Annotated in this window: 18 protein-coding genes; 5 read left to right on the forward strand and 13 right to left on the reverse strand. The window is 68.5% G+C overall.

The genetic code is table 11. The features are described from left to right. Positions 1-136: 136 nt before the first annotated feature. From ACWGID_RS32515 to ACWGID_RS32555, 9 genes are all read right to left on the reverse strand, one after another. Positions 137-1501, reverse strand: coding sequence for an FAD-binding oxidoreductase (locus ACWGID_RS32515; protein ID WP_452203137.1), 1365 nt, complete (start codon positions 1499-1501; stop codon positions 137-139). Positions 1502-1693: 192 nt separating this feature from the next. Further along, positions 1694-2362 carry a GntR family transcriptional regulator gene (locus ACWGID_RS32520; RefSeq protein ID WP_452203140.1) on the reverse strand — a complete coding sequence of 223 codons (669 nt, stop codon included), beginning with the start codon at positions 2360-2362 and terminating at the stop codon, positions 1694-1696. Positions 2363-2408: 46 nt separating this feature from the next. Further along, complete coding sequence (locus ACWGID_RS32525) at positions 2409-3317, reverse strand: D-2-hydroxyacid dehydrogenase (RefSeq protein WP_452203142.1); 909 nt, start codon at positions 3315-3317, stop codon at positions 2409-2411. Further along, complete coding sequence (locus ACWGID_RS32530; protein WP_452203144.1) at positions 3314-4135, reverse strand: carbohydrate ABC transporter permease; 822 nt, start codon at positions 4133-4135, stop codon at positions 3314-3316. Before ACWGID_RS32530 ends, ACWGID_RS32525 begins: the two co-directional genes overlap by 4 nt. Further along, a complete protein-coding gene (locus ACWGID_RS32535; protein WP_452203146.1) occupies positions 4135-5031 on the reverse strand; it encodes a carbohydrate ABC transporter permease in 897 nt (298 codons plus the stop codon). The genes ACWGID_RS32530 and ACWGID_RS32535 overlap by 1 nt, the downstream gene beginning before the upstream one ends. Next, positions 5028-6323 (reverse strand): ABC transporter substrate-binding protein, encoded by a 1296-nt coding sequence (locus tag ACWGID_RS32540; RefSeq protein WP_452203147.1) that lies wholly within the window; start codon positions 6321-6323, stop codon positions 5028-5030. The genes ACWGID_RS32535 and ACWGID_RS32540 overlap by 4 nt, the downstream gene beginning before the upstream one ends. A 10-nt stretch (positions 6324-6333) precedes the next feature. Next, positions 6334-8154 (reverse strand): alpha-amylase family protein, encoded by a 1821-nt coding sequence (locus ACWGID_RS32545; protein WP_452203148.1) that lies wholly within the window; start codon positions 8152-8154, stop codon positions 6334-6336. Next, a complete protein-coding gene (locus ACWGID_RS32550) occupies positions 8151-8999 on the reverse strand; it encodes a 2-hydroxy-3-oxopropionate reductase (protein ID WP_452203149.1) in 849 nt (282 codons plus the stop codon). Before ACWGID_RS32550 ends, ACWGID_RS32545 begins: the two co-directional genes overlap by 4 nt. Further along, on the reverse strand, positions 8996-11038 hold the full coding sequence (locus tag ACWGID_RS32555; protein WP_452203150.1) for an alpha-amylase family protein: 2043 nt from the start codon (positions 11036-11038) through the stop codon (positions 8996-8998). The genes ACWGID_RS32550 and ACWGID_RS32555 overlap by 4 nt, the downstream gene beginning before the upstream one ends. Before the next feature lie 81 nt (positions 11039-11119). Between ACWGID_RS32555 and ACWGID_RS32560 the strand changes: the two genes are divergently transcribed. Next, positions 11120-11917, forward strand: a complete 798-nt coding sequence (locus tag ACWGID_RS32560) for a hydroxypyruvate isomerase family protein (protein ID WP_452203151.1) — start codon at positions 11120-11122, stop codon at positions 11915-11917. Here the strand turns inward: ACWGID_RS32560 and ACWGID_RS32565 are convergent. Next, positions 11892-12806: a LysR family transcriptional regulator gene (locus ACWGID_RS32565; protein ID WP_452203152.1), complete on the reverse strand. Its 915-nt coding sequence runs from the start codon at positions 12804-12806 to the stop codon at positions 11892-11894. The two genes, ACWGID_RS32560 and ACWGID_RS32565, sit on opposite strands and share 26 nt — an antisense overlap. A gap of 78 nt (positions 12807-12884) precedes the next feature. Between ACWGID_RS32565 and ACWGID_RS32570 the strand changes: the two genes are divergently transcribed. Next, positions 12885-13823 carry a DMT family transporter gene (locus ACWGID_RS32570; RefSeq protein ID WP_452203153.1) on the forward strand — a complete coding sequence of 313 codons (939 nt, stop codon included), beginning with the start codon at positions 12885-12887 and terminating at the stop codon, positions 13821-13823. A gap of 107 nt (positions 13824-13930) precedes the next feature. On the opposite strand, the gene ACWGID_RS32575 is transcribed toward ACWGID_RS32570, so the two are convergent. Continuing rightward, positions 13931-14641: a hypothetical protein gene (locus ACWGID_RS32575; protein ID WP_452203154.1), complete on the reverse strand. Its 711-nt coding sequence runs from the start codon at positions 14639-14641 to the stop codon at positions 13931-13933. Then, positions 14638-14991, reverse strand: a complete 354-nt coding sequence (locus ACWGID_RS32580; RefSeq protein ID WP_452203155.1) for a hypothetical protein — start codon at positions 14989-14991, stop codon at positions 14638-14640. The genes ACWGID_RS32575 and ACWGID_RS32580 overlap by 4 nt, the downstream gene beginning before the upstream one ends. Positions 14992-15145: 154 nt before the next feature. Here ACWGID_RS32580 and ACWGID_RS32585 point away from each other — a divergent pair, with 154 nt between their 5' ends. Next, positions 15146-17098, forward strand: coding sequence for a histidine kinase (locus ACWGID_RS32585; protein ID WP_452203156.1), 1953 nt, complete (start codon positions 15146-15148; stop codon positions 17096-17098). After that, positions 17095-17757, forward strand: a complete 663-nt coding sequence (locus tag ACWGID_RS32590) for a response regulator (RefSeq protein WP_452203157.1) — start codon at positions 17095-17097, stop codon at positions 17755-17757. Before ACWGID_RS32585 ends, ACWGID_RS32590 begins: the two co-directional genes overlap by 4 nt. Before the next feature lie 85 nt (positions 17758-17842). Here the strand turns inward: ACWGID_RS32590 and ACWGID_RS32595 are convergent, their stop codons facing one another. Next, positions 17843-18853: a helix-turn-helix transcriptional regulator gene (locus ACWGID_RS32595; protein WP_452203158.1), complete on the reverse strand. Its 1011-nt coding sequence runs from the start codon at positions 18851-18853 to the stop codon at positions 17843-17845. 55 nt (positions 18854-18908) lie between these two features. Here ACWGID_RS32595 and ACWGID_RS32600 point away from each other — a divergent pair, with 55 nt between their 5' ends. After that, on the forward strand, positions 18909-20039 hold the full coding sequence (locus tag ACWGID_RS32600; RefSeq protein WP_452203159.1) for an epoxide hydrolase family protein: 1131 nt from the start codon (positions 18909-18911) through the stop codon (positions 20037-20039). Positions 20040-20161: the final 122 nt, after the last annotated feature.

Raw genomic sequence — 20161 nt, forward strand, 5'->3', positions numbered from 1 at the left:
CCAATCCCCACCGCAGGGGCCAGCCCCAATAAATGCCCGCAACCGTCGCCCAACGGCGGCCCCCTCCCGCCTCACAAAAAACACCCCACCCCCGGGGGCGTGTACGACGACGTACCGGCCCGCGGGTTTTCGTTGCCTACGGCATGATGTTCTGGTTGAGGTGGAACACGTTGTCCGGGTCGTACCGGCGCTTGGTGTCGGCGAGCCGGTCGTAGTTCTGCCGGTAGTTGTCGCGGATCCGGCCCTGGTCGTCGCCGGCCATGAAGTTGATGTAACCGCCGGCCTCGGACAGCGGCGAGACGTCGTCGTAGTACGAGCGCACCCACTCGATACCGGCCTCGTTCTGTGCCGGGTCCGGCCACATGCCCGCGATCACGGTGGCGAAGTTCGCGTCCCGGTAGGCGAACGCGGTCGCGTCCGGCGTGACCCGGTGCACGGCACCGTTGATCGGGTAGATGTGCACGGTCGAGTTCACCGCCGGCAGGCCGGCGGCGTGCCGCAGGTGCGCCTGGATCGCCTCGTCGGTCAGCTCGGTGACGAAGTTCGCCTTCCAGTAGTGCTGCAGCCCCGGAGGTACCAGGTCGTCGAACAGGGAGTTCAGCACCGGGTACGGCATCGGGCCGACCATCTCCGCGACGACCGGCGCGAACTCGCGGAACTTCGCGAGCTGCGCCTCGCCCTGGTCCAGGTCGCCGGCCCAGCAGCCGACCATCGCCGCGAACGGCTCACCGACCCGGTTCTCCGGGATGAACGGCAGCGGCGGCGCGATCTGGAACGCCGGGAACGCGCCGAGCTGCTCCGGCGCGTCCTTGATCAGCTCGCGGTACCCGGTCAGTACGGCGGCCGCGTCGGACAGCTCGAAGAACATCGCGCCGGCGTAGACCGTCGACACCGGTGCCAGCCGGTACTCGAGCGCGGTCACCACACCGAAGTTGCCGCCGCCACCGCGCAGCGCCCAGAAGAGGTCCTCGTTGTCCTTCTCGCTGGCGACCAGGAACCGGCCGTCCGCGGTCACCACGTCCGCCGAGACCAGGTTGTCGCAGGACAGCCCGAGGCCGCGCGCGAGGTACCCGATGCCGCCGCCGAGCGTCAGTCCTCCGATGCCCGTGGTCGAGATGATCCCACCGGTGGTGGCCAGACCGAAGGCATGTGTCGCCGCGTTGAAGTCGCCCCACGTCGCACCGCCGCCGGCCCGTGCCGTCCGGGTCAGCGGATCGACCCGGATGTTGCGCAGCGCGTGCAGGTCGATGACCAGTCCGTCGTCGACCGTGCCGAACCCGGGCACGCTGTGCCCACCACCGCGCACCGCGAGTTCGAGGTCGTTCGTCCGCGCGTACTCGATCGACGCCATCACGTCGCCGGCGTTCTCGCAGCGGACGATCACCTGCGGCCGCTTGTCGTGCATCCAGTTGTTGACCCGGCGCGCCGCGTCGTACTCCTCATCGCCTACGGTGATGACCTGTCCGCGCGTGCGTTCCCTGAAGTCTTCGATCGCGCCCATGATGTGCTCTCCGAAACGTGTCGCCTGTCGCAGAGCGGCGTACGCGCAGCGCACACCGCGCAGACCGGTCGTCGCCGACGAGCGCAGCGCGATTGTTCCACCCCAGAGAGCAGCTGGACCCCCGACGGGCGACGCGATCCTCCCCCAGACCCGCCCGTTCACCCCCGACCTTCCCAACCCGGGGCAGATTCGTCAATCCCTCTCGGACAAGGTGCTGAGCAGCCGGCCCTGGGCCTGTTCGAGGTGGTACGCCAGGTGGTCGGCCGCGCTCGCCGGGTCGCCGTCCTCGATCGACCGCAGGATCGCCGCGTGCTCCTCGGCGACGGTCGACGGCGCGGCTTTCCGATGCGCCTGGTACTGCCCCATCGTCAGGTGCACCTCGCCGATGATCAGCTCGTGCATCCGGGTCAGCCGCCGGCTGCCGACCGCCGCCACCAAAGCGGTGTGAAACGCGATGTCGGCCTCGACCTGGTTCTCGAACACGTGGTCGCGCGCCGCGTACTCGATCGCGACCTGCGCCCGGGCCGCCTCGGCGGGCACCGCGCCGGTCGCGGCGAGCGCGGACACGGCCGCCTTCTCGATCGTGATCCGGCTGAAGAACAGATCCCGGATCTCGTCCTGGTCGAGCACCGGGACCACCGCGGTCTTGTGCGCCGTCCGCCGCAGCAGGCCGAGCGCGGTGAGCCGCTCCAGCGCGGCCTTCGCGGTCGGCCGGGCCACGTTGTACTCCGTCGCGAGCCGTACTTCGGTGAGCTTCTCCCCCTGCGGGATCTCGCCGTTCACGATCCGCTTGCGGACCGACGCGTAGAGCGCGTCGGTCAGCGAGGACGGCCCGAGCTCCAGGCGCGCTTCGGTCGGCACGGCACCCCCTCCAACAGGATGAAACTGGTCTGGCAAGTGTACGTGCCTAATAACCCGCGGCCTTGTCAACCACGTTGTGCAGCGGTTCGCCGGCGACGAAGCGGCGGATGTTGTCCGCGACGATCTCCTGCGAACGCCGCAGCGTCCCGTCGCTGGTGGCGCCGTTGTGTGGTGTCACGACGACGTTCGGCAGCGACCAGAACGGGCTGTCCGGCGGCAACGGTTCGACACCGTGCGCGTCCAGCCCGGCGCCCGCGATCTGCGCGGATGTCAACGCCTCCAGCAGCGCCTCGTCGTCCGCGATCCCGCCACGCGAGATGTTGACGAAGTACGCCGTCGGCTTCATCCGGGCGAACGCGGCGCGGTCGAAGACGCCAGTGGTGGCCGGCGTCCGCGGTGTCGTCACCACGACGAAGTCCGACTCCGCGAGCAGCTGGTCGAGATCGCACAGTACGTCGACGTTCGGCGACGGCTGGTCCGGACGCCGCCGTACGCCGAGGACGCGCATGTGGAACGCCTTCGCCTTGAGCGCCAGGTCGAGCCCCGAGTTGCCGAGACCGTAGATACCGACGGTCCGCCCGGCCAGCTCGCCGTGCCGGTAGTGGTCCCAACGGTGCTCGGCCTGCGCGCGCATCCACCGCGGTACGTCGCGGTTCAGCATCATCATCAGCAGCATCGAGTGCTCGGCGAGCGAGATCCCGCCGTTGCCCGCGCTCGAGGTGAGGACGACCGGCGACGCGATCATCTCCGGCGTCAGATCGGAGTCGACGCCCGCCGACGGGCTGTGCACCCACCGCAGCTCCCGCGCCTTGACCAACACGTCGGGCGGCAGGTGCCCGATCACCGCGTGCACCCCGTCGAAGGTCTCATGCTCCAGCGAGTCGATGAACCGCACCGGTACGTCGCCCGCGGCGTCGACGTACGCCGGGTTCTCTTTGCCTACGACAACGATCATTTCAGCCCCGTGGTGGCGATGCCGCGGATCAGGTACTTCTGGGCCACGGCGAAGAAGATCAGGATCGGGATCAAGGACAGCAACGACATCGCGAACAGCATTCCCACTCCATCCTGGGTCTCGGAGTCGACCATCGAGTTCAGCGCCACCGGCACGGTGAACGCCTGCGTCCTGGTCAGGTAGATCAACGGTACGAAGAAATCGTTCCAGGTCCAGATGAACGTGAAGATCGTGGTCGTCACCAAGGCGGGTCGCATCAGCGGCAGGACGACGTACCAGAAGGTCAGGAACGGGCCGGCGCCGTCGATCCAGGCGGCCCGATCGAGCTCGCGGGGCAACGTCCGGATGAACTGCACCATCAGGAACACGAAGAACGCGTCGGTGGCCAGGAACTTCGGGATCAGCAGCGGCCAGTAGGTGTTCACCAGCCCGAGCTGCGAGAAGAAGATGTACTGCGGGATGACGAGCACGTGGAACGGCAGCATCACCGAGGCGAGCGTGATGGCGAAGTACACCGTCCGCATCCGGAACTGCAGCCGGGCCAGCGCGTACGCCGTCAGCGAGCAGGAGAACAGGTTGCCGGCGATCGACGCGAGCGTGACGACCAGCGAGTTCACGAAGAACGCGGAGAACGGCCGGTTCAGCGCGTGCCAGCCGTCCTTGAAGTTCTGGAACGTCAGGTCGTGCGGGATCAGGCCGGGTTCGGTGAGGATCTGCTCGGGTGGTTTGAACGCGCTCACCACCATCCAGACGAGCGGATAGATCATGAACCCGACGAAGGCCAGCAGACCGAGGTGTTTCAGCACAGAGCTCTTCATCAGCTGTCTCCGTAGAAGACCCAATACTTCGAGACCAGGAAGTGCAGCGCGGTGACGACGGCGATCGCGACCATCAGCACCCAGGCGAGCGCGGACGCGTAGCCCATGTCGAACGCGACGAAACCCTGCTGGTAGACGTACAGCGTGTAGAACAGCGTCGAGTTCGCCGGACCGCCGGTGCCGCCGCTGATGATGTGCGCCTGGGTGAAGGTCTGGAACGCGCCGATCGTCTGCAGGATCAGGTTGAAGAAGATGATCGGTGTCAGCAGCGGGATCGTCACATGGGTGAACTGTCGCCAGGTCCCGGCGCCGTCGACGCGCGCGGCTTCGTACAGCTCGTCGGGGATCTGCCGCAGCCCGGCCAGGAAGATCACCATCGGCGATCCGAACGTCCACACATTCAGGACGATCAGTGTCGCCAGCGCCGTCCGCGGGTTCTGCAGCCAGCTCTCGCCGTGGATCCCGATCAGCGCCAGCCCCTTGTTGACCAGGCCGTCGTCGCCGAAGATCTCCCGCCACAGGATCGCGATCGCCACGCTCGACCCGAGCAGCGACGGCAGGTAGAACGCGCTCCGATAGAACGCCAGCCCGCTCAGTCCGCGGTCGAGAATCAGCGCGAGCAGCAGCGCGAACGCGAGCTGCAGCGGCACCGAGACCAGGACGTAGATCAGCGTGACCTTGACCGACGCCCAGAACTGGTCGTCGTGGATCATCCGCTGGAAGTTCTCCAGCCCGGTCCACTCCGGCGGGTTGAGGATGTCGTACTTCGTGAACGCCAGGTACAACGAGGCCAGCAGCGGTACGGCGGTGATCAGCAGGAACCCCAACTGCCAGGGGATCAGGAAGACGTGCGCCGCCCGCCCCTGGCGGTTGAGGTGGAACCGCGTCCTGGTCATGCGGCCCGCTTGATCCCGGCGCCGATCTCGTCGACGAGCTTCTTCGCGCCGTCCGGTACGGCGGTCTTCCCGAGCGCGATCTCCTCGCAGATCCGGCCCATCGTGGTCCGCCAGGTGCTCGAGCCGGGCGGCGCCTCGTACCGCGGTTTGCGCTCGGCGGCCCGCTCCTTGGCGACCACCGCGAGCATCTCCTTCTCGTCCGGACTCGCGAACTCCGCCGCCTGCTCGGCGACCTTCGGGTTCGTCGGCGCACCCATCGTCAGCCGCACGGTCTTCAGCATCTCGGGGTTGTTGACGTTGTAGTCGAGGACCTTGCCGGCCGCCTCCAGGTTGCCGTCGTCGATCCGCTGGTAGATCGCCATCCGCGGGAAGTACAGGTACTTGTGACCGGCCTCCGCGTCCGCCGCGACCGGCGCCGCGCGGAGCCGGAACTTCTCCTTCGGGAACATCTTCGCGTCGTCGATGATGTGGTTGGAGTTGCCGAAGTTCACCAGGACCTTCTTCCCCACCTGCGCCCAGTCCGGGCCCATCCCCTCCTGCTCGCTGAGCGACAACGCACCGCCGGCCTTGCGCAGCTTCTCCCACCAGTCGAGCCAGCTGCCCAGTCCGTCCACGGTGAACCCGACCTGGCCGTCCTCGGTCCACAGCTGCTCACCACGCTGTCGGAGCCAGGCCTCGAACGTGAGGTCGTGGTCGGGAAGGTACGGCGTACCTTTGCGCTTGCCCGGATTGTTCTTGCTGTAGGCAACGAGGAGCTCGGCGAGACCGTCCCAGGTCCAGGCCGTTCCCTCCGCGGGGATCGTGACGCCGTCGGCCTTCGCGACGGTCTCGTTGTAGCGAACCACCGGGGTGAAGATCGCGAACGGCAGCGTGTTCAGCTGGCCGCCGAGCTTGAACGTCTCCAGTTCGTCCTTGCTGTAGTCGTCCCACTTCAGCGTCGGGATGTCGTCCAGCTTCCGGTACAGCTTGCTCTTGTTGTACGTCAGCACCTGCGGCGACGCGATCCAGAAGATGTCCGGTACGTCGCGCGCCGCGATCTGCGTCGTCATCCGTTCCTGGAAGGCCGTGTAGTCGGCGAACTCCGGCTCGATCGTGATCGACGGGTTCGCCGTACTGAACTGCTTCAGCGCCTTGGTGTAGTTCTGCTGGCGGATGCTGTTGCCCCACCACGCGTACCGCAACGTGACGTCGCCGCCTCCGCCGGACGGTCCACCGCCGCTCCCGCCGCACCCTGCCAGCCCGGTCGCGGCGCCGGCCACCAGCGCGGCCTTGAGAAACCCTCGTCGATCCATCTCGCTCTCCTCACGCACAGACGAGTACTTCGAACAACCCGAGTTCCGGTACCTGCACCCACCCGTCCTCGACCGGCAGGCGCTCCCCCGCGTTGAGTGCTTCGACTTCCTGTACGCCGTCGGGCACGCGCAACCGCCCTGGCCCGATCGGCACCGGCGGCGCGAACCGCTGGTCGGTGTCGCCGGAACGGTTCAGCAGATGAACGACGTACCCCGCCGCCGACCGCCCCACGACGACCTCCACCTGTTCGGGCAGGTCCGTCTCGATCGCGCCGCCCACCTGCTCGACGAACAGATCGCGGTGCACCGTCAGCCCGACCTCGCGATACGCCTGCCCGATCGTCCACGGGAACAGCACCGCGTTCCCGCGCCGAACCATCCCCGGATGTTGCAACAGCTGATGCCCGTGACATTTCTCCGGCGGCCCGTACGGCGCCCGCGAGTACGCGAACAACCCGACCTCGTCATCCACGTCCGGCTCCACCACATGAAAGGCCCCGACCACCGGGACCCCGCCCTCGAGATGCAATCCCCGCGTCGTGCTCTCGGTCGCGTACGACGCCAGCCGCCGTACCGCCACTCGCGCCACCTCGGTGGTGCCCGTGGCAACAATGCGGCCGTCGTACTCCCCGAGCTCGACCCGCCCGAGGTCAGGCAGCACGACCACTCGATAGCGACTCAAGTCCACCTCACCGAGCCGCTCCACCGGCAGCACGTCGAACGGCACGTGCCGCTGCAGAAGCGCGAGGTAGAGGCCTTCGAACTCGGCCCGCGAGTGCACTGGTCTGACCAGTAGCGTCTCCGCGGCCGGCACCAGGTCCCGATAGACCTCCGCATGATCGCGGTGAAATCGGGTGAGTTCGGCCGCGACGTCCAGGCAGGCATACGGCGTCGTCGCCGGAGTGCCCATGATGTACGTCGACGGATTCGCACCGCGGGCGATGGCTTGCAGGAGATATTGGGCGAAATGCTGCGGGTCCTCGCTGGCCAGCCGATAGGGCATGTCCACGAAGCCGACCGAGTTCGTCAGCACCGGAACCGACGGGCGATACGTCTTGGCCGCGCTCACGCTCTCGCTGGTCCGGTGATGCCACAACCGGCGCCCCACCGCGTTGTTCGCCTCGTGAAAGACGATGTCCGCCCGATCGCCCAACACCAGCGGCGCTTCCGGTCGGCGGCTCGCCAGGTGGTCCCGGATCCGGCCGGTCAGCTCGGCCAGAACGCCGTTCGCGAAGCTCTGCCAGTCGGCGTATCCCGGCGAGTCACGGTCGTTCGGCAGCACACCGTCGTACCGCTGCTGACAGGCGACGCAGTGGCAGATCCCGTGGTAGACGCGGCTGTAGTCGACCTCGTTGAACGACATCCAGTTGCAGAAGAAGCCGTCCAGCGGATAGCGATCGAGTACTTCGTCCAGGACGTCGAACAGGCGGGCCTGGTAGTAGTCGCCGCTCGGACAGACGCTCGTCAGTCCGTTGTAGACCTGCCGCTCGCCACCAGGACCGACGAAGCACCACTCGGGGTGGGCCTCGGCCCGCCGCTCGTCGATCTTGGAGAAGTCCATCCGGCCCATCACCCGGATCCCCCGGCGCGCCGCGGCCTTGACCGCGTCGCCGACCAGGTCACCGGACGGCCGCTCCGAGAGGTACGGATTGCGCGTCTGGAACTCCAGGTCCGTCGGATAGTTGGACAGGATCCCGCCGACGCTCAGCAGCCAGGTGTCGGCACCGAACTCCTCCAGATAGTCCAGCACGGCCTCCACATCCAGCCCGGCGTCGATCTCGCGCAAGTTGGTCTGGAACATCCGGAACGGGTCCTGCCACCAGAGCTTCATCGATGCTCCCGCCGCAGGGTCCGGTACAGCGCGGAGTGATCCAGCTCCCCGTCGCCGTCCGCGATCGCGGCGTTCATCAACTGCTGCGTCGCGGCCGTGTTCGGCAACGCCAGGTCCAGCTCGGCCGCGGCCTGCACCGCCAGCCCGAGATCCTTGCGGTGCAGCCGCAGCCGGAACCCGGGCGCGAACGCCTCCCGCACCATCCGCTCGCCGTGCACCTCGAGGATCCGCGAGCTCGCGAACCCACCCATCAACGCCTGCCGTACGACGGCCGGGTCCGCGCCCGCCCGCTCGGCGAACAGCAGCCCTTCGGCCACCGCTTCGATGGTCAGCCCCACGATGATCTGGTTCGCGACCTTCGCCGTCTGCCCGGCACCGGCGCCGCCGATCAGCGTGACGTTCTTCCCGAGTACGTCGAGGATCGGCCGGGCCCGCTCGAACACCTCCGGCCGGCCGCCGGCCATGATCGTCAGCGTCCCGTCCCGGGCGCCGATCTCGCCACCGGACACGGGCGCGTCGAGGTACTCGCAGCCCAGCTTCCCGATCAGCTGCGCGAACCCGATGGTCGCGGTCGGCGAGATCGAGCTCATGTCGATCACCAGCGAGCCCGCCCGCAGACCTTCCGCGACGCCGCCCGGCGCGAACAGCGCCGACTCGACGTCCGGCGTGTCGGGCACCATCAGGATCACGACGTCGGACCGCTCGGCGACCTCCTTCGCCGAGCCGCACACGTGCGCGTCGAGGTCGGTCCGGCCGCGGTGCACGGACAGTTCGTGGCCAGCAGCCAGCAGGTTGTCCGCCATCGGGCGACCCATGACACCGAGGCCGATGAACCCGATCCTCATGCCTGGCTCCAATCCACATGCACGACCTCGAGCAGCCCGGCGGCCGGGACCACGACCTCGACGCGGCCGTCCACGACCGTCGTCTCGACGTCGACCCCGGCGACCAGCAACCGGACCCGCGCCCGATCCGCCGGCACCGCGACCGACACGGTCTGCGGCGGCAGCGGGAGCGTCTCCCGGATCGGCCCGCGCATCGCCATCGGGTTCGTGAGGTTGACCAGGGCAACGGCCACTTCCTGCTCGCCCCGATGCACGGCGACGTCCACCAGCCCGGCGCCGTCGACCGTCACTTCGGGCGCCGTTCCGACGGCCCAGGCGACCGCGTTCGCGATCAACCGGCCGTGGTCGGTCTGCAGCGCTTCCCAGAAGATGGCGCCGACGTTGAACGGGAAGTAGACCGTCCGGCCGCCCTGCGCGTTCTCGGTGCAGACAACGGCCGGCTTGTCCGGCGCCTCCCGCTGGTAGACCTCCTCCATCGGGAGATCGGGGAAGTCCGGGATGAACCGGAACGGCGCCACCGCGTCCGACTCCACCCCGATGATGTGGGTCCCGCCAATGATCCGCGTCGTACCGTCGAAGCCGGCGTTCAACGGATGCCCGTCGGTCAGTGCAATGTAGTTGTTCTGCACCTGTCGACTCGGCGCGGTCAGGCGGACGTTGAGGACTCCACCGAGCCCGAAGTCATCACGAGCCGCACCGTTCTCGTCGTACAACGAGCTCTGGTACGCCGCCACCAGCGACCCGCCGCTCCCGACGTACTCGGTCAGTACGGCGCACTGCGCGTCGCTCAGCTGCTCGGCGTTCGCCAGCACGATCACCTTGAACGCGCGTAACCGCTCCAGCGACATCAGCTGGTCGGAGACGAACTCGAACGGGACGCGGGCCTCGACGAGCGCGTGGTAGAAGCCGTCCTCGTGATCGTTGTCCCCGGCCCGTAGTTGCCCGATCCGGGTCGGGTCCAGCAATGCGACCTCCGCGCTGATCCGCAGCTTCTCGAGCACCGGCTCGACCGTCGCGTGCAGGTTGAACGCCTCGACGACCGGCTGCACCCACCGCTCGTCCGGGACACTGGCGTTGAACTTGGTGAACCAGGGCAACGCACCGTGCGCGAACCCGTCGACGATCCAGGTCTTCGTCTCCTCGCCCGGCGCGACGGAGTCCTTCCAGCGGTACTTGTGTTCCGGCCCGACCGAAGTGATCAGCCGAACGGGCTTGTCCGGGAACACGGCGCGGTTCCGCTTCCCGTTCCGCCCGGCCGCCCACGGTGCCTCGATCCCGTGCCGCCCCTGCTTGTCGATGATGAACAGCGGCGCGACCGGCTCGGCCAGGTCCTGAGCGAGGTCGCGCGCGGCGAGCGCGCCCATGTTCGGGATGAACCGTGCGTCCGGCCGCAGGTCCCGCACCGCCTGGTCCCAGATCCCGACCAGCTCACCGAGCCGCCGGCGCCGCCACCCGACGTACTCCGGCCACCCGTCCGCGTGCTCCTCGAGCGGCAGCTCCAGACCCGTCTCGTCCCGGAACGACTTCCGCGCGGCCTCGCTGTACGAGATCCCGTAGTACCCCTCCCAGCGGTTCGCGAAGACCGCGTCCACGTCATACTCCCGGACGATCTCGCGGATCACCTCGGTGACGAACTCACTGTGGTACGGCGTGAACGCGCAGGTCAGCCAGATGCCGGGATAGGCCCAGTGCTCGATCGGGTTGCCGTCCCGGTCGCGGGCCAGCCACTCGGGGTGCGCCGCGGCGGCGTCGGCGTGGATCGCGTGCGGATCGACCCGGGCCATCACGCTCATGTCGAGTTTCCGGGCGCCGTCCACGAGGGTGCCGAACGGGTCGGTGCCGGCGAGGTACTTGCTGCGGTAGTGGTACTCGAGCTGCGTCGGGTAGTAGGCGACGTACCCGCCGGCGCTGATGCAGGTCGCGTTCGACTTGCTGTCGCGCATCAGCCGGAGCCAGAAGTCCGCGTCGAAATGCGCGGGATCGTCCTCGGCCAAGGTGATCTGGGCCCACCGGGTCGCCGCCAACGGCCAGTTCTGCATTGCGCCTCCGGAGTCGTCGGTATGCAGAAGATTGTTAGACAAGATTGCACGACTGGCAAGAGCTGCTGTTAGTCTTCTTTCATGGAGTACCGCGGCCACGAGCTGAGTGCGAACGTGTCGATGCTCTTCACCGAGCTGCCCTACCCGGAGCGGTTCGCCGCCGCGGCGGAGGCCGGGTTCCGGGTGGTGGAGTCGTGGTGGCCGTTCGCCGTCCCCGATCCGTCGACGGCCGAGATCTCGTCGTTCGTCCGGGCCGTCGCCGATGGCGGGGTCTCGCTCGGAGCGCTCAACTTCTACGGCGGCGACATCCCCGCCGGCGAGCGCGGAGTCGCGTCGCACCCCGACCGGCAGGACCAACTCACCGCGAACACCCGCGCGATCGTCGCGATCGCCGAGCAGACCGGATGCCGGCTTTTCAACCTGCTCTACGGCCAACTCGACGATCGCTGGTCGCCCGAGGAGCAGGCAAAGACCGCCGAAGTCGCGGTGCGCTCGGCCGCGTCAGCAGTTGCCGCGATCAACGGCACGGTGCTGATCGAGCCGCTCACGGAAGGGCTGAACGGCCGCTATCCGTTGCTCACCGCGGACGACGTACTGCGGTTGCTCAACGGCCCGTTGCATGACGTCGAGAACCTCTCGCTGCTGTTCGACACCTTCCACCTCGGCAGCAACGGTGTGGATCTGCTCGCCACGGCGGCGTCGGTTCCGGTCGCGCATGTCCAGCTTGCCGACAGCCCGGGCCGCGGCGAACCGGGATCCGGATCACTACCGATCGACGCGACGCTCGACGCCCTCAAGGCCGCCGGCTACCAGGGCGTCGCCGCCTGCGAGTACAAGCCGACCACGGACACTCTCACAAGCCTGGCTTGGCTCGACTAGCCGCGTCGCTCAGCGCGTTCGCAACCGCTTCTACTGCAGGAGTTCGCGCCCGGCGGGTGAGGAGGAAGACCTCCCGTCCCACGCTGCCTTCGGCGGGTCGTCGTACGGCGACACCTGGCGCACCGTTGGCGAGCACCAGATCCGGAAGCAGTGCGCCGGCGCCCGTCGTACGGACGAGCTCGAGCAGGATGAGGAAGTCGTCCGAGCTGTAGCGGACATCGGGCTCGAAGCCGCCGAGCTCACGGCAAACGCGGACGTGCATCTCGCGATGCCCCGTGCCCGGCTGGCAGGCGGCCCACGCCATCCCGGACAGGTTCGCGATCGGGACCTTGTCGGCCGCGGCCTCGGGGTGGTCCTCGGGGAGAGCGACGCGGATCTCCTCGCGCAAAACGTGCTCACGGAGCAGGTCGGCGTGGACGGCGCGCGGCTGACCGTCGTACTCGTCGCCGACCATCACGTCGAGCTGCTGCAACCGCAGCGCCGGCGCGGCCTGCTCGACCTCGAGCTCCGACGCCTCGACCCGGATCTCGGGGTACGTCGCCGCGAGGCTGCGGATCGCCGGCGCGACAACGCGAATGAAGGCCGACTGGAACGACGCGATCCGGACCACGCCGGCGACCCGGCCCGCGGCGACTGCCGCCACCTCGGCCTCGGCCGCTTCGAGACCCTCCAGCAGCGCCGTGGCGTGCCGGACCAGGACCTCCCCGGCCGCGGTCAACCGCACGTTGCGGCCGATCCGCTCGAGCAACGGCGTACCCGCTTCACGCTCCAGGACGGCCAGTTGCTGGGAGATGGCGCTCGGCGAGTACCCGAGGGCTCGGGCCGCGCCGTGCACGGTGCCGCGGCCGTGCACCTCACGCAGGAGGCGCAGCCGATGCAGATCCATCATTCGTTCAGCTTAGCTTCACGATGCTGTGCGTGAAGCCGTGATGGACGTGAACAGTCTCCGGCCCTGACCATCGATGCCGTGGGACGCCTCTTCTGCCTTCTTTCCGCCGCCACCTTCGGGGTCATGGCCGTGTTCGGCAAGCTCGCGTACGACGCGGGCGTGTCCGTGGACGCCTTGCTCCTGGTCCGCTTCGGCCTCGCCGGCGCACTGATGCTCGTCATCGCGCTCGCCCGCGGCGCACTCCGCAACCTGCCCCGCCGAGCGGTCCTGACCGGACTCGGCATGGGCGTCTTCGGATACGCCGCCCAATCCGGTCTGTACTTCTCCGCGCTGGCCCGCATCGACGCCTCGCTGGTCGCACTGATTCTTTACCTGTACCCGGTCCTGGTGATGGTCGGCGCGATCGCGCTGCGCCGGGAGCCGGCGTCGCGTCGGCGGATCGGCGCGCTGGTGACCGCGCTCGTTGGAATCGTGCTGGTGCTCAGCGGGGCGATGTCCGTGCACTTCGACTGGGTCGGCATCCTCCTGGCGTTGGGCGCACCAATCGTCTACACCTGCTACATCCTGGTCGGCGACTCGATCGGCGGCGAGGTACCGCCGCTGGCGCTGACGGCGCTGGTCTGCACAGGCGCGTTCGGGACGTACGTCGTCCTCGGGTTCGTGCGCGGCGGCACCGACTTCCACTTCGCGCCGGTGGGGTGGTTGTGGCTGGTGTTGGTCGCGCTGGTGAGCACGGTCGCCGCGATCGTCTTCTTCTTCGCCGGGATGGCTCGCGTCGGGCCGTCCGTGGCGTCGATCCTGTCGATCTTCGAGCCAGTCGTGACCGTCGGTGCGGCGGCGCTGGTGTTCCGCGAGCACCTGACCGCGCTGCAGTGGCTCGGCGCCGCGCTGGTCCTGTCCGCAGTACTGATCGTCCAGTGGCCCGCTCGCCGACCGGCGCCGGTTGCTCCCGAGATGGCGGTCCTTCGTACCGAAGAACGGGTAGTGGTGGAGGCGGCGCCCCAGTCCCCCGCCTGACCGCATCCCGGATCGGCGATTCTGCCGACCTCTACCCGTCACTCGGTCCGGAGATCGCGTTCCGATTCGCGGCCGGCGCCAACTGCTCGAGCGCATCCCCCGAACGGTTACGGCAGCGGCTGCCATTCGTCGTTGGACATCCGCAGGATCGCCCACCCCACCGCAGCGAACCCCACCGCCTGCAGCCCCCAGCCGATCAGGTCCAGCGTGTGACTGCTGACCACGATCGCGGCCACGAAATGGATCGGCTGCGAGACGATCACCGCCAGCGCGGCCCACCGTCCGCCGACCCGGGAGCGCCACATCGCGATCCCCAGCAGGATCGTGCCGAGCACGTGACCGACCACGAACACGACGCCGGCCAGGTTCATCGAGCCGTGCGTGACCTCGGCGGCCCTGGTGATCGTGGCCGCATCCAGACCGGCCTTCCCCGCCGACCACGTGAACAGATCGCTCGACGCCGTCCACGGCAACGACAGGTATCCAGGTACGACGAGCAGCATCGCAACCGCGGTCAACCAGGGCACCCGGCGCCGCGTCAGACGGCCGACGAAGTAGACAGCCGGCACGAGCGTCAGGAATGCGACATACGCAAGCCAGATGACCAGCGAGCTGCGATCCAGGTGGCCGACGATCTTCTGGGTGATCGTCGGTGTGTCGTCCACCGTGTCGTACGGCAACAGGAACCGCAGCAGGGCGACCGCGGCCGGGCCGATCGGCAGAATCAAGGCTGCCGTCCACCGCCACGCGGGCCGGATGTCGGCACGCGGTGTGCTCCGGCTGCTCGCCTGCGCCTGTGTTGTCGCCGGCGTCGTCATCGGGCACCGACCGGTTCACGACTGGGAAGCAGTACGGCGATCACGCCGAGCACCGTCGCGGCTACCCCGACCCCAGCGGCCGCGACCGCCGCCGTCGGTACGTCGGACGCGAAGAAGGCCGGTACGGCGAGCAGCGCCGACGCCAGTCGCAGCGTGATCAACGGCGCGAGTGCCCAGCGCCTTCCACGCCACGCGAACACGACCAGTACCAGGCTGATCAGCCCGATCACCGACGTTCCGATCGCGACGCTCATCGGCGGGTGATCGCCGTCCGTCAGCAGTGGCGTGGCCAGATCGGCGAGCGCGAGCAGCCCGAGCAGCACCAGGCCGAAGCGATTCCTTCCAGACATTTCCTGTACCCCCTTGTTCCGGTTGTGCGACAACCCTCACCGCAGGCCGTCGTACCCACCTGGGCGTGCGATCCCAGCGGACCAGGCGGTTCCCCGGCCGGCCCGGGAACCCGATCCCGAGACACCGGGAACCATTCGGGCGCACACTGCGGCTATGACGACCTCCGCGAACCGGCGCGTTCTCGTCGTCCTGCTCGCCGGCCTGCTGATCGCCGAGCTGGCGGTCGCGGTCGTCCACGCCATCACCATCGACGCGAGCTGGCATCAGCTGGTGGATTCGTTCCTGCTGACCAACGGTCTGATGGGCCTCACGTTCGGGCTCTGTGGCGCGGTCATCGCCTGGCACCGACCGGCCAACCCGATCGGCTGGCTCTTCCTCGCCGACGGGATCGGCCACGCCACCACCCCGTTCGCCGACGCCCTCGCCCACGGTGCTTTCGCGCAACGAGTGTTCGTCACCCTCTCGATGGGGGCGTGGCCGTGGTCCATCGGCCTGTTCCTGCCGCTGGCACTCCTCCTCTTCCCCACCGGTCGGCTGTTGTCCCCGCGCTGGCGGTGGGCGGCGCTCGGCATCGTCGTGACCGCACCGCTGTTCGTGCTGGAGATGGTCGGCAGTGGCGACACCGTGTCACCCGGTCTTCCGCGCGGCTACCTGAGCATCCCGTCGTACGACTCCCTGCAGCCACTGTGGACGATCGCCGAGGTGCGCAACCTGGCAGCGATCCTGCTCGCCGTCGTCTGTCTGGGGATCAGGTACCGGCGCGCCGACGAGACGGGCCGCCGGCAACTCCTGTGGTTGCTCCTGGCCTCCGTCATCGCGATCCTGTTCGTCACCCCGTGGGCCTTCGTCGCCGGTACGCCGATCCTCGTGCTGCTGGCGATCCCGTTGATCCCGATCTCGGTCGCCATCGCCATCGTCCGCTACCAACTGCTCGACATCCGGCTGGTGGTGTCCCGCGCACTGACGTGGGCGCTGCTGTCACTGGTTGCCATCGGCATCTACGCCGCGCTGGCCGGACTGCTCGGTTCGCTGATCGCATCGCAGGTCGGCAGGTCCGCGGTAGTGACGGTGGCCCTCGCGTTGATCATCGCGCCGGTGCTCCCGCGGCTTCAACAACTCGTCGACCGGGCGTTGTACGGCGATCGGAACGACCCGGTGCGGGTGGCATCACGGGTCGGCGAACAGCTTTCCGCGGGCCTGCCCGGCGTCGTGGCGGCGGTCCGGTCCGCGCTGCGGCTGCCGTACGCGGCGTTGACGGTCGACGGGCAGGTGATCGCTGCCGATGGGACGCCTGGACGGGTGGTGCCACTCGAGCTTGCGTACGGCGGGGAGGTTGTCGGAGCGCTCGAGGTGGGCGTGCGGTCGGGTGACTCCGGGTTGTCGTCGGCGGACCGGAACGTGCTCGGGCTGGTCGCCGTACCGCTGGCGGTGGCCGTGCACGCGACCCGGTTGTCGGCCGAGCTGCAGTCGTCGCGGGAGAAACTGGTCTCGGCGCGCGAGGAGGAGCGGCGGCGATTGCGGCGTGATCTGCACGACGGGCTCGGCCCCACCCTCACCGGCGTCGCGTTCTCCGCGGATGCGGCGGCCAATCTGGTCAGCACCGACGCTCCGCGAGCAGTCGAGCTGCTCGCCCGGTTGCGCACCGACACCCGGGTCGCGATCGCCGACGTACGCCGCCTCGTCGACGACCTCCGCCCGCCCGCGCTGGACGAACTCGGCCTGCTCGGCGCCCTGCGGCAGCGCGCCGACCAGTTGTCGTTCCGCGCTGACGGCGCCACGATCCACGTCGCGGTATCGGCCAACGGATTGCCTACCCTTCCGGCCGCTCTCGAGGTCGCCGCCTACCGGATCGCGACCGAGGCGCTCACGAACGTGGTACGGCACTCGCGCGCGACCTCCGCCGTACTGGCGGTGCGTTGTAGCGCCGAGCTGGAGATCGAGGTGACCGACGACGGCCCGCCGAACGGCGCGTGGCGTCCCGGCGTCGGCCTCCAGGCCATGCACGAACGCGCGGCCGAACTCGGTGGCAAGTTCGAAGCCGGCCCGACCCCGCACGGCGGTCTGGTCCGGGCCCGCTTCCCGCTCGCCGCGACCGGCCCATCATGACCACCAGCAGCGAGGCTCCGATCCGCGTCGTGCTGGCCGATGATCACCCGGTCGTCCGAGCGGGTCTGGAAGCCCTGCTCACCTCCCTGCCCGGCATCGAGGTCGTCGGCGTCGCGTCCAACGGTCGCGAAGCTGTCCGCGAGGTTGTCACCACCCGGCCGGACGTCGCCGTCCTCGACCTGCAGATGCCCGACCTCGACGGCTTCGCGGCCACTCGCGAACTGGCGCGCTCCGCCCCCGAGGTCGCCGTACTCGTCCTCACCATGTTCGAGGACGACGACTCGGTCTTCGCGGCGATGCGGGCCGGGGCTCGCGGGTACCTGGTCAAAGGCGCGGAACAGGAAGAGATCGCCCGGGCGATCCAGGCGGTCGCCGCCGGCGAGGCGATCTTCGGCCCCGGCGTCGCCCGCCGCGTCCTCACCTTCTTCTCCGCACCGCCACCGGCCGCCGAACCGTTCCCCCAGCTCACCACCCGCGAACGGCAGATCCTCGACCTGATCGCCGCCGGCCTGTCCAACACCGCGATCGCGACCCGGCTCGAACTCGCACCGAAGACCGTCGCCAACAACGTCTCCGCCATCTTCACGAAACTCGGCACCGCCGACCGCGCCACCGCCATCGTCCAGGCCCGCAACGCCGGCCTCGGCGACCACTCCTGACCTGTACCGAAGAACGGGTAGTAGTGCGCACAACGCCGCCCCCTCCCGCCTGGCCCCTTCGCCACAGCTGCGGATCTGCCGACCTCTACCCGTTCTTCGGTCCGGAGATCGCGTGCAGGTACCGGGTACCGACCGTCTCCAGATGGGTGATGAGCTCGGGAGGGCCGTCGAGGTGGAAGTCGAGACCGAGCATGCCGATGTAGACGGCGATGATCTCCAGCGAGTCGGCGCCGGTGACCAGGATGCAGGTGTTGTCGTCGACCGATTCGACGATGCCGACGGCGGCGTGGATCCGGGACAGCACCTCCCGAGCGGGCGCGTGCACGGTGATGCGCGCGTGCACCTTCCACCCGGTCGTCGCGACGTCCCGCAGTACGAAGTCGGTGTAGTTGCCGTCGGTCATCGGTCTCGGCTGATACCGGCGGCCCGTTGCCATCCGCAACGACATCCAGTCGACGCGGTACGTCCGCCAGACCGCCTGCTCGTCACGCGCCACCAGATGCCAGTACCCGTGCCAGCTCACCAACCGGTACGGCTCGACCAGGAGCGGCAGGTCCCCCGCGACACCTGATCCCGCACTCCGCAGCGAGACGCCTTCCGGTACGACGTACTCGAACCTCAGGAAGTGCTCGTCGCGGATACACGCCGCGATCGTCGCGAGGACCCCGGACGGGATCTCGGGCGCCTCCACATTTGAGCCAGTGTTCTCCGGGCCCTTCTCCATCGCCTTGTTGATCGCGTTGACCTGCCGCTGGAGGCGATGCGGGAGCACCTGCTCGAGCTTGGTCAGCGCCCGCGCACTGCTCTCCGCCATACCGGCGACGCCGACGCCGGCCCGTAGACCGATCGCGACGGCGACCGCCTCCTCGTCGTCGAGCAGCAGCGGCGGGAGCTTCGCGCCGACGCCCAGCTGGTAATGCCCGGCCGGTCCGCGGGTGGCATCGACCGGATACCCGAGTTCGCGCAGCCGATCGATGTCGTTCCGGACCGTCCGCGTCGTGACCTCGAGCCGCTCGGCCAACTCCGCACCGGTCCACGCCGGGCGCGTCTGGAGCAGCGCGAGCAGAGCCAGCAACCGCTGCGAAGTCTCGAGCACAATCAGTCCTTTGTTTAGGAATCTAATGTTCCTATATGGATCCTACGGTAGAGCCATGAACACGAACGAGAGCATCCGGCCCTTCACCGTCACGATCGACCAGGCCGACCTGGACGACCTGAACACCCGCCTCGCACGCACGCGGCTCCCCGAGCCGGCCCCCGGCGACAACTGGGACCTCGGGACGCCGAACCACTACCTCCGCGAGATGGTCGACCACTGGCAGAACGGCTTCGACTGGCGAGCCCAGGAAGCGCGGATGAACTCCTTCCCGCACTACCTCACCGAGATCGACGGCCAGACCGTGCACTTCATCCACGTGCCGTCCGCCGTCGAGGGCGCGACCCCGCTGCTGCTGACCCACACGTACCCCGGTTCGTTCGTCGACTTCCTCGACATGATCGGCCCGCTCACCGACCCCGTCGCGCACGGCGGATCCGCCGAGGACGCGTTCTCGGTCGTCGTACCGTCGATCCCCGGCTTCGGGTTCAGCACCCCGCTCGTCGACCGCGGCTGGACGATGGCCCGCGTCGCCCGCACCTTCGACACCCTGATGCGCCGCCTCGGCTACGACTCGTACGGCGCCCACGGGTCCGACGCCGGCGCGATGATCGCGCGCGAACTCGGCGTACTCAACCCTCCCGGCTTCCTCGGCCTGCACGTCCTTCAGCTCTTCTCCTTCCCGTCGGGCGACCCGTCCGAGTTCGAGAAGTTCACGCCGGAGGACTACGCGGCACTCGAGCACCTGAAGTGGTTCCAGTCGGTCGGCGGCTACAACGCGATCAACGCCACCCGCCCCCAAACCGTTGCCGTCGGCATCTCCGACTCCCCCGTCGGGCAACTCGCCTGGAACGAACTCTTCAACAACTTCGGCAACGGCACCAGCCTCGTCACCCGCGACCAGATCCTCACCGAAGTCACCCTCTACTGGCTAACCAACACCTCAGCCACCGCCGGCCGCTACCACCACGAAGAAGCCAACTCGGGCGCCGATCCCCAACAGAATCACGCCCGAACCGGCGTAGCCGTCTTCGCCGACGACTTCAAAACAATCCGCCCCCTAGCCGACCGAGACAACACCCAGATCGTCCACTGGTCCACCTTCAAAGACGGCGGCCACTTCGCCGCCCTCGAACGCCCCGAAGAGGTCACCGCGGACCTCCGCACCTTCTTCCACTCTCTCTGACAATCCTCACCGCACCACCGATCGCCCACGGCCCCGCTAGCCAAAAACGATGCGGGGCCGGCAAACAGCCAGCACCACCCCAGTGGACAGTTAGGGTCACAGGTTACAACCGGGTGATTTTA

The organism is Kribbella sp. NPDC054772, assembly GCF_053611945.1.